Below are 13,685 nucleotides of genomic sequence, written 5' to 3'. Positions count from 1 at the left end.
TTATATATTTTGATTCTTGTGATATAAAAAAACCAAAATTCTGAAAGCAAATGTTGCAGTACACGTGTTCTGCAGAAAAAAATGCACAGAAAGTCGGGATGTTGAATACATATTGATTTGATGATATTGGCTAGAAAATCCTGAATAAGCAGAATCCTTATTGCATCATATTGATGCAATGATAAAAATATTTTTTGAAGTTGCAAAATTTATACATTTGTTTAGATGGAAGATTTACAGATTTTTGAGGCGCGTAGTGAACAATTTTACAAAAACAACCTACCACATATTTCAATAGATTGTGTAGTGTTTGGCTTTCATGAGCATAAACTTAAAGTATTGTTGGTTAAACTAAAAGGCCAGGGAGACTGGGGTTTACCTGGCGGATATCTAAGAAAAAATGAAAATATTGATGCAGCAGCAGAGCGTATTTTAAAAGAAAGAACCGGTGCAGATAAGATTTTCCTTCAGCAGTTTAAGACCTTTGGAGAAATCAATCGTTCAGAAAACACATTGAATTTTATGCCCGAAGGCATATGGTTTAGGCAACGATTTTTATCAATCGGTTATTATGCGTTGGTTAATTACGCAGATATTATACCGGTTGTTGATGATATTTCTGTGGCATGCGAATGGCAGGATATCGATAGTTTGTCTGTTTTGATGATGGATCATCAACAAATTTACGATACAGCTCTTGAAACCCTGAGGTTACAGCTCAATTACAAACCTATAGGCTACAATTTGTTGCCGGAAGAGTTTACTATGCCAGAGCTCCAGCGCTTATACGAAGCCATTTTAGGAAAAGAATTATTACGCGGTAACTTTCAGCGGAAAATGCTTTCTTACGGCATTTTCAATAAATTAAATAAAGAAAGAAGAGGCGGCGCGCACCGCTCTCCTCATATCTATAGTTTTGATGTAGAAAAATATCAGAATGCAATAAAAAAAGGGCTAAAAGGCGATTGGTAGTCAACGCCAACCTCCACCCAAAGCTCTATACAATTCTACAACGGATTGAAATTCCTGAAGTTTATCATTTACACCACTTAGCCTTGCAGTAAGCAGATTTTGCTCTGCAGTTAGCACATCTGTATAGTTTGTGGCAGATGTATATTGCAACAACTGTTTGGTAAAACTTACCGCTTTGGTTAATGCATCTAATTGAGATTTACGATCGTCTGTTTTTCTCTTAGCCATTTGATAAGTAAAAAGCGCATTAGACACTTCGCTTCCTGCATTTAGCAAAGATTGTTCAAAAGCATACAACGCCTGTTTTTGTTGAGCCTCTGCAGTTCTCAACTGTGCTTTATTTGCGCCTTGTGCAAAGATAGGTTGTGTAAGGCCACCAATAATTGAAAAGAAAGTAGAAGATGCACTAAAGAAGTCGGTTAATTCTGTTCTGGATAAACCTCCGGAACCTGTTAACGTTAAGGCCGGATAAAAATTGGTCCGCGCAACATTTGTAGTTTCGAAAGCTGCAATCAGACCAAATTCTGCGTCCTGAACGTCTGGTCTATTGGCCAGCAATTGAGCAGGTACACCAATTGCCAAATCTGTCGTAATTCTTTGGTCCTGCAATTTAGACCGTTCTATATTTCCTGGCGGTCGGCCAAGTAATACGCAAAGTGCATTTTCCGTTGCGCGAATGCTCACCAAGAGATCAGGTATGGCTAGCGAGGCTGCGTAACGGTTTGCTTCGCTTTGCACCAAATCTGCGCCTGTTACCACATCTCCTGCTTTTAACGATTTCATTGTTTTAACATCTTCAAGACGGTTTTTCAGCGTTTCCTCTGTTATTGCCAATTGATTATCATAAGCCATAAGCGCGTAATAACTGTTGGCAATATCCGCAATTAACTGTGTCAAAACGGCCTTCCTTGCAGCATCGCTTTTAAGCAAATTCGCGTACATCACCTTTTTACTGCTTTTTAGTTTACCCCAAATATCGGCTTCCCAACTTGTTGTAGCCTGCAACTGATATTGTGTATATGCACCAATTGCAACCATAACTGCTGTTGGTTTTGATTCTGTTATCGATGCATCTACGCTAAGGCTGGGCAAAAATGCTGCTTTCGATTGTTTAAAACTGGCAAGTGCTTCTTCCATTGCAGCTATAGCAGTTTTTAGATCGTTATTTTTCTCCAATCCCTCTTTAATTAATTTTTGAAGGATGGAGTCACTGAAAACTTCCTGATATGGAAGCGACGCGATAGTAGCCGTATCTGTTGAACGCAAATCCCGATACAGACTATCTGTTCTCACATCCGGCCTTTCATAGGTTTTAGTGACCCGGCATGCGGACAATACAAGCAATGTACATCCGACTGCTGAAGTGATATATAAACTTTTAAGTGTTTTCATTTGCTAAGATTTGTGGTTCGCCGGTTCTAATAATTCATCGTCATCATCTTGTTCCAATGGTTTTGCAGGACCACTGATCCGCTCCTGAATTCCCTGAAATAATACATACAAGGCCGGAATAACAAAAATTCCGAGTACGGTACCGAACAACATGCCGCCAACCGCACCGGCTCCTATTGATTTGTTTCCATTTGCACCGGCCCCGGAAGCGAACATTAATGGCATTAACCCGAAAATGAATGCAAACGAGGTCATCAAAATAGGTCGAAGTCTGGTTTTGGCTCCTTCAATTGCAGAAGTTACCAGATCCATACCTTTGCGCCTGCGTTCAATTGCAAACTCCACAATCAGGATGGCGTTTTTAGCCAAAAGGCCGATGAGCATAATCATACAGATTTGCATATAAATATTACTGTCCATACCATAAAGCATAGCAAAAAGGAAAACGCCGCAAAGCCCTACTGGTATTGACAACAACACGGCAAAAGGTAAAATATAACTTTCGTACTGCGCACTCAAGAGAAAATAGACAAATACAAGAGACAAAATAAAAATGTATACAGACTGTGATCCGCTGTTTTGTTCTTCCCTGCTAATTCCTGAAAATTCAAAACCATAACCCGCGGGTAGCGTTTCATCTGCTACTTCCTGAATAACAGTAAGTGCTTGCCCGGTACTAAAACCTTCATTAGGCGCGCCGGTAACCGACATAGATGTGAACAAGTTGAAACGCGAAATACTTTCCGGGCCATAAGCGCGCGTGAGTGTGATAAACTCGTTTATTGGCGACATTTTATCATTTGCTGTACGTACGTAAACCTTATTTAATCCGTCAATATTTGCTCTATAATTGGTATCAGCCTGCACCAACACCCGATATTGCTTACCAAACTGATTGAAGTTGGATGCATATGACGCACCATAGTACACTTGCATGGCGTTCAGTACGGCCGCAACGGTCAATCCTGATTCTTTTACCTTTTCTGTATTAACTTCCATCAGGTATTGGGGAAAATTCGGATTAAATGCAGTTGCTGCGTATTGGATTTCCATTCGTTTGTTTAGTGCGGCGAGAAAAGTCTGTCCTACTTTGTAAAAATCTGCCGTTGTATGACCACCTTTATCCTGAAGTTGAAATTCAAATCCGTTACTGGTTCCGAAACCTGTAATCGTTGGTAGAGACATAAAGATGATATTCGCATCTCGGATCCCGGCTGTTTTTTTCTTTAATAAAGCGATAACTTCTTCATTACTCATCGAGCGGTCTTCCCAGTCTTTGAGTTTCAGAATTTCCATCGCGTAGGAACTTCCGGTACCTGCAAGGAAATTTTGTCCAACCATCCGCATGGCGTTATTTACTGCCGGAATACTTCGTGCTATACTATCTACCTGATCGGCAATGCGTGTTGTACGCTCTTTTGACGCCGCAGGTGCCAGAGAAATATTCACAAAAATAGTCCCCATATCTTCACTCGGAACAAAACTTGAAGGTGTTTTTTTCATTAAAAAATATAATGAACCACCAAAAAATGCGATTAAGACAACTACAATCCATTTTTTCATTGTAAGGATTTTAGCTAAACGCGTATAGCGATCGGTCATTTTATCGTAAGCAGCATTAAATGCAAGTCCAAATCGCTGCATGTACGTTTTCTTTTCCGTTTGTTCTAAATGGGTTGGTGGTTTTAAAAACATAGCGGCCAATGCGGGACATAATGTTAATGCATTTATAGCCGATATAATAATTGATACCGCGAGCGTAACGCCAAATTGTTTATAAAAAACTCCTGTTGAACCGGTGATAAACGTTACCGGAATAAATACAGCAGCCATAACGAGCGTAATGGACACAATTGCACCTGATATTTCATCCATCGCATCTATAGCCGCCTTTCGGGGTGATGTATATCCCTCTTCCAGTTTAGCATGTACTGCTTCAACTACTACGATCGCATCGTCCACAACAATTCCAATGGCAAGAACAAGCGCGAATAACGTGAGTAGATTTATGCTGTATCCGAAAATATATAAAAAGAAAAAAGTACCCGTAATCGCAACCGGAACAGATATACCGTGAATGATGGTGGAACGAAAATCTTGTAAAAAAATAAAAATTACAATAAATACTAAGGCAAAACACTCTAAAAGTGTTTTAATTACCTTTTCTATAGATGCATCCAAAAAGGTATTAATATCTACCATATATGCCAGATGAGTGCCCGGCGGAAATGATTTTGATGCATCTTCCAATACTTTTTTGGAATTTTTAATTACTTCACTGGCATTGGAGCCGGCCGTCTGATAGATGGAAAAACTTACAGCAGGTTTTCCATTTACCTTCGCGATGGTTGCATAGTCCTGCGCACCAAGTTCGAGGCGGGCAACATCTTTAAGCCGGAGAATTTTCTTGTTGGAATTGGTTTTTATAATGATATTTTCAAACTCAGATACCGAAATCAACTTTCCTGTAAAACGGATAACATACTGAAAACTCTGATTTCCCTCCTGTCCAAATTTTCCTGGCGCGGCTTCCACGTTCTGATCACTTAAAGCATCGGTAATATCTGAGGGCACCAGACCGTAAACAGACATTACATCGGGCTTTAACCATATACGCATTGAATAATTTCTTGAACCGAAAGCTGTAGCGTCTCCAACACCGCTAACCCTTTTTATTTGGGGGATTACGTTTATTTCGGCGTAATTCTGCAAGAACGTCTGGTCGTATTCTGGATTGTCGCTATACATAGATGCAATTAGCAAACTTCCGGATTGTCGTTTTTTTACGGTAACACCAGATAATGTTACTTCTGAGGGTAATAAGCTTGTTGCGCTGGACACCCGATTCTGCACATTTACTGCAGCCATATCGGGATCGGTTCCCACTGAAAAATAGACATTTATCGTAGCCACACCTTCGTTGGTCGAGGTGGATGTCATATACGTCATATCCTCCACACCATTTATCTGTTCTTCCAAAGGCACAATCACACTTTTTAATACTACGTCGGCATTTGCTCCGGTATAACTGGCAGAAACTTGCACAGTAGGCGGCGTAATATCCGGATACTGCGCAATTGGTAATTCGACCAAGCCTAAAAGACCGAGAATGACAATCAAAACGGATATTACTGTACTTAAGACGGGTCTTTTTATAAATTTTTTAAGCATCTCTTCTTTGATTTTAGGTTAGCGTTTTAGCGTTTTATACAAAGAATCTTTCTTCGCTTCTACCGGATTGATTTTTGTCCCGTCAATTAAAGTGCTTACGCCGTTTAATATCACCTGATCTCCGGTTTTCAGACCATTGTTTACAATAAAAAATAAACCATCATCTGTGGGGGTCGTAGTTATTGCAACAGGTTTAACCTTATTGCTATCTGCCAATACATAAACCAGGCGTTTATCTTGCATTTCATAGGTTGCAGATTGAGGAATGACAAGCGCGGATTCATTTTTCATTGGAATACGCAGCACTGCGCTTGCACCGCTATTTAACATTCCGGTATTTGGAAATGATGCTTTAAAGCTTAAAGCTCCTGTTTCTGTATCTATAATTCCGCTGGCTGTCTCCAATTTTCCGGTTTCTTTATATAGATCGCCATTAGATAGGATGAGATTTACACTCGGAAGTGTATTTAGTTTATCCTGTAATGTTTTACCCGGTACTTTTGCCCGAAAATCTAAAAGCTGCTTTTCATTCATAGAGATGTAAGCGAAAAGTTCTCCAACATCAGACATTGTGGTTAATGCTTCTGTGCTTGTACTATTGACCAATGCGCCAACTTTGTATGGAATAGTACCTATAACTCCATTTTGCGGACTTCTTATAAAGGTGTAACCGAGATTTACACGTGCATTGGCCAGCGTTGCCTGCGCCGTTGCGAGATCAGCTTCTCTCGCTTCAAGCGTATATTGTGCGGTTTCCATTTGAAATTTGCTCACAATATCCTGTTCAACAAGAGGTTTTACTTTCTCATAATCAACTTTGGCAGAATTTAATGCCGCTTTTGCACTTTTTATGGCCGCTTCTGCAGATCGGAGTTCTTGTTCATATTGTGGATTATAGATCTCAAAAAGCAATTGACCTTGCTTTACATTTGCGCCTTCCTTAACATGAATGCGTTCGATATACCCTTCAATCCTTGGTCTGATTTCAATCACCTGCCTGCCTTGAATGGTGGCAGGAATGTCTATATTCGTTACAACAGATTGCTCACTCAATGTTGTTACGGAATAATCTTTTACTGACTGTGTTTCGGTATTATTTTTACTGCCGGTACATGCTGAAAAAGCCAACATCAATCCAGCGCCTAAAAAACGTAGTTTGCACATATACAATCCTGTTTACGATAAATTTGCTGCAAATAACATCCTAGACAAACAGATAAAAAATCAATTAGACAATGGCAATAAACAAGTCGGCGTTGTTTAAAAAAATATCGACAAACATCTCAAGGGTCTCAAAAAAAACGTTTTATAATACTTTATACTTATACAGCTAAATAATTTGGCATTTTGTCTATAAATTTTGCCATGCTGTCGACTTTAGGAAGATTTATTTAATTATTTATTTATGTTTCTTTTTTTATGACAAAAATGAATTGGGATGTCTGGTGTCTATAATAAAAAGTACATTACCGCATTATTACACGTTATGGCTTGGTTACTTCTGGGCTTTGTATTGATTTTTTACCCGCCTATGAGCAGCGGTTTGCGTTTGCCAAACGTTTATTGGATTAAGCAATGTATACACATTGTAATTCTGATCGCCATTTATTATACCAACTCTTATTTATTGATTCCAAAATATCTGGTTACCGGCAAGCAATTCAGATTTATCTATATCATTTTTGCGGTTGTAATCCTCTGTTCGGTAAGCATGATTTTAATTGACCGGGCATTAAATCTTTCACAACAAATGGATAAGGTTTTTGGAGGAAGAATCTGGCGAAGAGGCAATTTCGATTACCTGATTATGCTCACTTCGCTGTTGGTATTTGGAATCAGTACGAGTATTGCTTCCATTAACAGATGGCAAAGCCAGGTTCAAAACCGGGAACGGCTGGAAAAACAGCACGCTCTTGCCGAACTCGCTTTTTTAAAAGCACAGATTAACCCGCATTTTTTCTTCAATACCCTGAATAGTATTTATGCATTGACGTACATTAATGTTGAAGTTTCACGCGATGCGCTTCATAAACTCTCCAGAATGATGCGTTACTTATTATACGAAACTGCAAATAACATTACGCCCTTAAAACGTGAAATTGATTTTATAAATGACTATATTGAGCTCATGAAGCTTCGGCTGGATGCACAAACGAAGGTAAATTTTCATTTCCCCGTCAACATTGTTAATCATCCCATTACGCCAATGTTGTTGTTGCCATTCGTTGAAAATGCTTTTAAGCATGGAGTGAGTAACGTGCATCCGGGTACAATAGAGATTCAGATTGAGCAAGATGGAAATATACTTGAGTTGCACGTAACGAATAAAATTGTTCAGCATAAAGGGCAAGATATTATCGATGACTCCCTGAATGGAATTGGACTGGCCAATACCACACGCCGCCTGGAATTGCTTTACAAAGGAAAGTACACGCTGGCAGTAAATGAAAAAGAACATCCCGACTATTACATAATACATTTAAAAATGAGTTTATCATGAAAATGAACTGTATAGCGGTTGATGATGAGCCCCTTGCATTGGGCCTTGCCGTTAATTTTATCGAGCGAACACCGTTCCTGAATCTGGTTGGCGCATTTAATAATGCTTTAGATGCCTTGAATGTAATTCATCAGAACAAAATAGATATTGCGTATCTGGATATTAAAATGCCAGATCTAAGCGGACTTGAACTGGCAAAATTACTAAATCAAACCAGTGTGAAGCATTTGCCAAAGATTGTTTTTACGACCGCCTTTAATCATTACGCAATTGATGGGTATAAGGTTGATGCTATTGATTATTTGCTTAAACCATTTAATTATGAGGAGTTTTTGCGAACTGCAAATAAAGCACTAAATATTAGTCATCTAATTCACAGAAATCATAATGATATCAATCTGAAAAACGAATCAGGTGATTTCTTATTTGTAAAATCTGAATACCAAATGATTAAAATTAATTTAAGCGAAATTTTGTATGTAGAGGGATTAAAAGACTACATCAAAATCCACGTAAAAAACCTTGCATCACCAATCCTTTCCTTAACAACGCTAAAATCTTTTGAGGAACGTTTACCTTCTGAAAAATTTATGCGGGTGCAAAGGTCATTTATCATCGCATTAGATAAAATTGACTCTATTTCCAAACATGCAGTTCAGATTTGTGGTACAACAATTAATATTGGTGAACAGTATAAAGATAACCTTAAAAAACTATTGTCGAAATGGTTGTAACATATGGGCTCAAATTATTAATTGGTTTTAATACAATTCTAAATTGTAAATAGATCGCGTCGGCTACTTTTTTTTTGTTGTTATTTGCTCTTTAAGCTGTTTTGTGCTATTTACAAACTGTTCGCAGCAGCAACACGAACTATCAGATTTTTTGATTAAAAACATAGAAAAATGGCTGTACACATTGGACAGGAAATATGGAAGGCGATGAAACGTGCAGAAATGACCCGAGAGCATTTTGCGAAAGCTTTACAGGTAAGCAAAACTAAAGTGAACAATATTTTTGGGAATGCCTCAATTGATACCAACTTATTAGTGAATATCGGTCAGATACTGGATCAGAATTTTTTTTCACTTTATCTGGCAGATTCAACATATACGCCAGCAGAAAATACCCGAAACCTGGAGATTCAGACAGACATAGAAAAACTCAAAGTATTGGTTCAGGAAAAAAACAAATTACTGAAACTACAATCTAAAACGATAAAATCTCTGGAGGATATTATTTTGTCTCTGGAAAAAAACAGCGGTTTATAATAGTTTGCAAAAACGAAACTCTGACACAAATTGATAACGATTATAAAGCCTTCTTTTTATAGCATCAATTGTTTAGCATTTTTTTTGAAACACTTCGGTTCATCCATAAGACTGAATTTTAGGAGATTATGACGTCAGATGTTCACAACAAAACTTTTGTGTAAAACTCTGCACAAACAATTTCGCATCTGTGTGTTTATAGTATATTAAAAAATCAACGATATGCAAAACACGGATACAAAAATCAACACCGATTTACAGCGATTCATTGACAAGTTTGAGCCAAATAAGTTCAAAATTTTAACCAGAGGAGTAGAAATCAGAGGAAATAACGATTTGCATCGCAGCATTACCTTTGCAAAAGAACTCATAGAACGTCTAAAGCTGAAGTTAACGGTACACCATTCTGCCGAGATGGCAATGTATGGCGGCTTTGAGGTATTGTATGCTTAATTTAAAAACACTCAATGCTTTCAAAGAAAACCGATTGTTTGTGAAAAGCATACAATCGGTTTTCTTTTAGAAACTTAATCTCTGAATACCAAATTCTTTAAGATCAAAAATCAAAAAATCTTCCTGTTTGTAAATGCCAAGAATCATTTGCAACGCTGCATTGGCCATATACAAGCCCAAAATTCCGGGAACAATACCCAAAACTCCGTTTAAAGTACAGGAAGGAGAATCTTCATCGCTAGGTGCTTCCGGAAAAATAGAACGTAAATTCTTTTGCCCATTTCCATTAAAAACCAGCATTTGTGCTTCATAATTCTGAATACTTCCATAAATTAATGGTTTGCCAAGTTCAACACAAACATCATTTACAAGATAACGCGTTCCAAAATTGTCACATCCATCTATAATCAAATCAAATTGCTGCAAAATCTCTGTTGCATTAATTTCAGACAAATGTTCGTTAAATGTTCTACAACTTACGTGCGGATTAATTGCCTGAACACGCATTGCTGCAACATCTACTTTAAATTGCCCAATATCTGCTGTAGTATATAAAATCTGCCGGTGCAAGTTGTGAATTTCTATACGGTCGAAATCTACAATGCCGAGCGTTCCTACGCCAGAAGCAGCCAAATACTGAATAATCGGGCAACCCAGACCGCCTGCGCCAACCACCAAAACCTTTGCCTGTTTAAATTTATATTGTCCATTTACACAGATATCTTCCAACATAAAATGCCTGCTGTAGCGCTGCAACTCTAACTTTGAAAATTTTTCCATCTAAAATATTTTATCCCAGTCTTTCCAAACCGGCGTGTAGCCCTGTTCTGCAATAACTGCGCTAAACTCAGCCGGACTACGTTCATCACTAATTTCAAATTGCTCTAAAGATTCTACATCTACACAATAACCTCCGGGATTGGTTTTCGAGCCAGCACTCATAGTAGTTGCGCCAAGTTTGATGAGGTGATTTCGGTACTCTTCACGCTCTCGCGTAGAGATAGAAATCTCCAGATCTTCATTCCATAATCTATATGCACAAAGCAATTGTATTAACTCTTTATCTTCTATTGCATACTGATCTGCTTGAACACCTTCAGCTGGTCTAATCCGCGGAAAGGCAACAGAGTATTTAGTTTGCCAGTATGTTTTCTGCAAATAATCCAAATGAAGTGCGCAGAAAAAACTGTCTGTTCGCCAATCTTCTAATCCGAGCAAAACACCAAGTCCTATTTTATACATACCTGCACGGCCAATACGATCTGGTGTTCCCAAGCGATAGTCAAAATTTGATTTTTTACCTTTTGGATGATGATCTTTGTACTTGTCTTTGTGGTATGTTTCCTGGTACACCAAGACGGAATGCACACCAGCTTGTTGTAAAGCTTCGTACTCATGCTGATCCAAAGGTTGAACTTCTATAGACACATGAGAGAAATTTGGTTTGATAATTTTTAAGGCGTTTAGAAAATAATCAACATGAACAGTATGATTGGCTTCGCCAGTAACCAACAATACATGATTAAAACCCAATGCTTTAATCGCATTTACCTCCTGTAAAATCTCCGCACTACTAAGCGTTTTCCTTTTAATTCCATGTTCCATGCTAAAGCCACAATACGTACAAATATTATTGCACTCATTGCTCAGATACATTGGCGCAAACAACTGTATGGTTTTGCCAAAACGTTTCTGTGTAAGCGCATGACTTTGCTGCGCCATTTGTTCCAGGTATGGCAAAGCAGCAGGCGATATCAGCGCCTTAAAATCTTCAAGACCGCGTTTTTTATGGCTGAGTGCCCGCTCTACATCAAGAGTTGTTTTCGATAAAATTGATGCTTTAGTCTCCGCCCAGGTGTAGGTTGAAAACAAATCTTTAAACTGTTTCATCTAAAAATTGGGTTAAAGGACTGCTGGCAATACTTAATTTGTTTTGCTGTGCAATCTTACTTTCAAATGCTAATCTTCCTGCTTCTACAGCAAGTTTAAACGCTAAAGCCATTTGCATCGGGTTTCCGGCCACGGCAATTGCTGTATTTACCAAAACGGCATCTGCACCAATTTCCATTGCAAGTGCTGCATCAGATGGGCGACCAATACCCGCATCTACAATTACAGGTACATTACTCTGGTCTATAATAATTTCCAAAAAATCCAGGGTTTTAAGTCCTTTATTGGTTCCTATCGGTGCTCCAAGTGGCATAACTGCTGCCGTTCCGGCATCTTCCAAACGTTTACACAACACTGGGTCGGCGTGGATATATGGCAAAACAACAAAGCCTAGTTTTGCAAGTTCTTCGGTAGCTTTTAGCGTTTCTACAGCATCAGGCATCAGATATTTCGGATCAGGATGAATTTCCAGTTTCAGCCAATTGGTTTCCAGCGCTTCACGGGCAAGCTGTGCTGCAAAAACTGCTTCCTTTGCGTTGCGCACACCAGAAGTATTCGGCAGCAGACTAATATGTGGGAAATTCAAATCTTTAAGTAAATCATCACTCTCAGCCTCAACATCTACACGTTTAAGTGCTACGGTTACCATTTCTGTACCAGCAGCCAATACGGATTTTGCCATTTCGTGTCCTGAACCAAATTTTCCGGTTCCAAGAAATAGTCTTGAAGTAAATATTTTATCTGCAATACTTAACATGTTATTTTACTTTAGGTTATGTAAATTTTATTTTGCAAATCGTGTTGACAAACGAGATTAAGTGCCCTATTCCAATCATCTATAGATTGCCGGGCATTATTTAAAAAATTGATTTTTCCTGAAACGGCTACTCCATGCAAACCGAATGAAAGTAACTTGCGAACATCAGCTATGTCTACACCACCAATGGCATAAATGGGCGTTTTGTTTAGCGCTATTTCTGGCTGGCTAAAGATGTCTCTATAGCCATTATATCCCAACAACGGACTTAGTTTAGCTTTAGTGGTAGTGAACCGCATCGGACCAAGACCTATATAATCGCAACCTTCTGCAATACGCTGTTTTACATGCGTCGCTGTGTTGGCTGTGCCGCCGATGATTTTTGATTGTCCCAATATGGCACGCGCATTTGAAATTTTGCCGTCATCCAAACCCAGATGTAAGCCATCTGCATCACAAGATGCCGCAACATTTACATCATCATTCACAATCATAATTGACTTGTATTCCGAACACAATAACCTGACTTCTTCTGCCAATTTCATCAGCTTCGCATAAGGTTTATTTTTAAACCGAACCTGTATCCATAATCCTCCGGCATCGAGAACGATTTTAATATTTCTCAATTGAGATTGATGATCTTCGCCCTGCGAAATGTATTGTAATTTGCTTAATTCCATAGTTTATATAATTCGGTATAATGAGGAACGCATTGTGCTGGCTTTGCCCAAATAGCTCCCAAAACTGCCGCGCCGCGAAAGCCCAATGTTTTAAGCTGACTAATATTTTGATGGTTTATTCCGCCAATAGCAATGGGATTAATTTTACTTTGCGCAAAAATTGTTTCTGTTTCCTTTTTATTTTTCCAGCTGCAATTGGCAAGATAACCGGTTTTAGAAATGGAATCGAAAACCGGCCCTACTAAGCAGTAATCAAAAACAGGATCAAGTTGGGCAAATGCTTGTACAGAGTGTACGGATGTAGAGAGTATGTTCCCGGATTTCTTCAAAATATATAAACATTTTTTATCTGTTTGCATACACATGCGTTCCGGAAAATGCAGTCTATTCATTCCAAAATCAATTGCCAAATGATGAAACTGATGCAAAACAACTTTTGAACGATGTTGGGGATCAACGTCAGCAATTAATGAGATCAATTCCTTTTCATTCAATCCCGGTTTTCGAAGGTGAAATAATGGCAAACCAGCATCAAACAAATCATTTAAGAATTTAATTTCGGCTGGCAAACCTTCAGCATTAGACACTACAATCAACAT

The 13,685-nt window shown here is 38.6% G+C and carries 13 protein-coding genes; 5 read left to right on the top strand and 8 right to left on the bottom strand.

Features of this window, described 5'->3' with window-relative positions:
* The first annotated feature begins 225 nt into the window (after positions 1 to 225).
* Entirely contained in the window at positions 226 to 972 is a 747-nt protein-coding gene (locus ACJVDH_RS07255; protein WP_443946896.1) for an NUDIX hydrolase, read from the top strand.
* Here ACJVDH_RS07255 and ACJVDH_RS07250 read toward each other — a convergent pair whose 3' ends face one another.
* Genes ACJVDH_RS07250 through ACJVDH_RS07240 form a run of 3 tightly spaced genes read right to left on the bottom strand, consistent with a single transcriptional unit; the run spans position 973 to position 6,699 of the window.
* Entirely contained in the window at positions 973 to 2,364 is a 1,392-nt protein-coding gene (locus ACJVDH_RS07250) for an efflux transporter outer membrane subunit (protein ID WP_443946895.1), read from the bottom strand. It lies immediately after the preceding gene.
* A gap of 3 nt (positions 2,365 to 2,367) precedes the next feature.
* Positions 2,368 to 5,535: an efflux RND transporter permease subunit gene (locus ACJVDH_RS07245; protein ID WP_443946894.1), complete on the bottom strand. Its 3,168-nt coding sequence runs from the start codon at positions 5,533 to 5,535 to the stop codon at positions 2,368 to 2,370.
* Positions 5,536 to 5,553: 18 nt separating this feature from the next.
* Entirely contained in the window at positions 5,554 to 6,699 is a 1,146-nt protein-coding gene (locus ACJVDH_RS07240) for an efflux RND transporter periplasmic adaptor subunit (protein ID WP_443946893.1), read from the bottom strand.
* A 274-nt stretch (positions 6,700 to 6,973) separates the two neighbouring features.
* Here ACJVDH_RS07240 and ACJVDH_RS07235 point away from each other — a divergent pair, with 274 nt between their 5' ends.
* The 4 genes from ACJVDH_RS07235 to ACJVDH_RS07220 all read left to right on the top strand — a co-directional run bounded on the left by ACJVDH_RS07235 (position 6,974) and on the right by ACJVDH_RS07220 (position 9,759).
* On the top strand, positions 6,974 to 8,035 hold the full coding sequence (locus ACJVDH_RS07235; RefSeq protein ID WP_443946892.1) for a sensor histidine kinase: 1,062 nt from the start codon (positions 6,974 to 6,976) through the stop codon (positions 8,033 to 8,035).
* Entirely contained in the window at positions 8,032 to 8,769 is a 738-nt protein-coding gene (locus ACJVDH_RS07230) for a LytR/AlgR family response regulator transcription factor (protein WP_443946891.1), read from the top strand. The genes ACJVDH_RS07235 and ACJVDH_RS07230 overlap by 4 nt, the downstream gene beginning before the upstream one ends.
* 171 nt (positions 8,770 to 8,940) lie before the next feature.
* The gene (locus ACJVDH_RS07225; RefSeq protein ID WP_443946890.1) at positions 8,941 to 9,306 is read left to right on the top strand and encodes a hypothetical protein; all 366 of its coding nucleotides are present in this window, start codon (positions 8,941 to 8,943) and stop codon (positions 9,304 to 9,306) included.
* Positions 9,307 to 9,528: 222 nt separating this feature from the next.
* A complete protein-coding gene (locus ACJVDH_RS07220) occupies positions 9,529 to 9,759 on the top strand; it encodes a hypothetical protein (protein ID WP_443946889.1) in 231 nt (76 codons plus the stop codon).
* 66 nt (positions 9,760 to 9,825) lie between these two features.
* On the opposite strand, the gene ACJVDH_RS07215 is transcribed toward ACJVDH_RS07220, so the two are convergent.
* The 5 genes from ACJVDH_RS07215 to ACJVDH_RS07195 are packed head-to-tail and all read right to left on the bottom strand — an operon-like array spanning position 9,826 to position 13,685.
* A complete protein-coding gene (locus tag ACJVDH_RS07215) occupies positions 9,826 to 10,539 on the bottom strand; it encodes a HesA/MoeB/ThiF family protein (protein ID WP_443946888.1) in 714 nt (237 codons plus the stop codon).
* Entirely contained in the window at positions 10,540 to 11,649 is a 1,110-nt protein-coding gene (thiH, locus tag ACJVDH_RS07210; RefSeq protein WP_443946887.1) for a 2-iminoacetate synthase ThiH, read from the bottom strand.
* A complete protein-coding gene (locus ACJVDH_RS07205) occupies positions 11,636 to 12,406 on the bottom strand; it encodes a thiazole synthase (RefSeq protein ID WP_443946886.1) in 771 nt (256 codons plus the stop codon). Before ACJVDH_RS07205 ends, thiH begins: the two co-directional genes overlap by 14 nt.
* Positions 12,407 to 12,417: 11 nt before the next feature.
* Positions 12,418 to 13,086 carry a thiamine phosphate synthase gene (locus ACJVDH_RS07200; RefSeq protein ID WP_443946885.1) on the bottom strand — a complete coding sequence of 223 codons (669 nt, stop codon included), beginning with the start codon at positions 13,084 to 13,086 and terminating at the stop codon, positions 12,418 to 12,420.
* A complete protein-coding gene (locus ACJVDH_RS07195; protein ID WP_443946884.1) occupies positions 13,077 to 13,685 on the bottom strand; it encodes a thiamine phosphate synthase in 609 nt (202 codons plus the stop codon). The genes ACJVDH_RS07200 and ACJVDH_RS07195 overlap by 10 nt, the downstream gene beginning before the upstream one ends.

This window comes from Pedobacter terrestris (genome assembly GCF_052343045.1).
Taxonomy (GTDB): domain Bacteria; phylum Bacteroidota; class Bacteroidia; order Sphingobacteriales; family Sphingobacteriaceae; genus Pedobacter.
The sequence above is the reverse complement of the archived record's forward strand: the minus strand, read 5'-3'. Positions and strand labels throughout refer to the sequence as shown.

Bases quoted from the DNA above. Each gene is read 5' to 3' on its own strand.
- ACJVDH_RS07215 (WP_443946888.1), bottom strand. From the start codon at position 10,539: ATGGAAAAATTTTCAAAGTTAGAGTTGCAGCGCTACAGCAGGCATTTT.
- ACJVDH_RS07240 (WP_443946893.1), bottom strand. From the start codon at position 6,699: ATGTGCAAACTACGTTTTTTAGGCGCTGGATTGATGTTGGCTTTTTCA.
- ACJVDH_RS07205 (WP_443946886.1), bottom strand. From the start codon at position 12,406: ATGTTAAGTATTGCAGATAAAATATTTACTTCAAGACTATTTCTTGGA.
- ACJVDH_RS07235 (WP_443946892.1), top strand. From the start codon at position 6,974: ATGTCTGGTGTCTATAATAAAAAGTACATTACCGCATTATTACACGTT.
- ACJVDH_RS07245 (WP_443946894.1), bottom strand. From the start codon at position 5,535: ATGCTTAAAAAATTTATAAAAAGACCCGTCTTAAGTACAGTAATATCC.
- ACJVDH_RS07220 (WP_443946889.1), top strand. From the start codon at position 9,529: ATGCAAAACACGGATACAAAAATCAACACCGATTTACAGCGATTCATT.
- ACJVDH_RS07250 (WP_443946895.1), bottom strand. From the start codon at position 2,364: ATGAAAACACTTAAAAGTTTATATATCACTTCAGCAGTCGGATGTACA.
- ACJVDH_RS07195 (WP_443946884.1), bottom strand. From the start codon at position 13,685: ATGTTGATTGTAGTGTCTAATGCTGAAGGTTTGCCAGCCGAAATTAAA.
- ACJVDH_RS07255 (WP_443946896.1), top strand. From the start codon at position 226: ATGGAAGATTTACAGATTTTTGAGGCGCGTAGTGAACAATTTTACAAA.
- ACJVDH_RS07225 (WP_443946890.1), top strand. From the start codon at position 8,941: ATGGCTGTACACATTGGACAGGAAATATGGAAGGCGATGAAACGTGCA.
- ACJVDH_RS07200 (WP_443946885.1), bottom strand. From the start codon at position 13,086: ATGGAATTAAGCAAATTACAATACATTTCGCAGGGCGAAGATCATCAA.
- ACJVDH_RS07230 (WP_443946891.1), top strand. From the start codon at position 8,032: ATGAAAATGAACTGTATAGCGGTTGATGATGAGCCCCTTGCATTGGGC.
- thiH (WP_443946887.1), bottom strand. From the start codon at position 11,649: ATGAAACAGTTTAAAGATTTGTTTTCAACCTACACCTGGGCGGAGACT.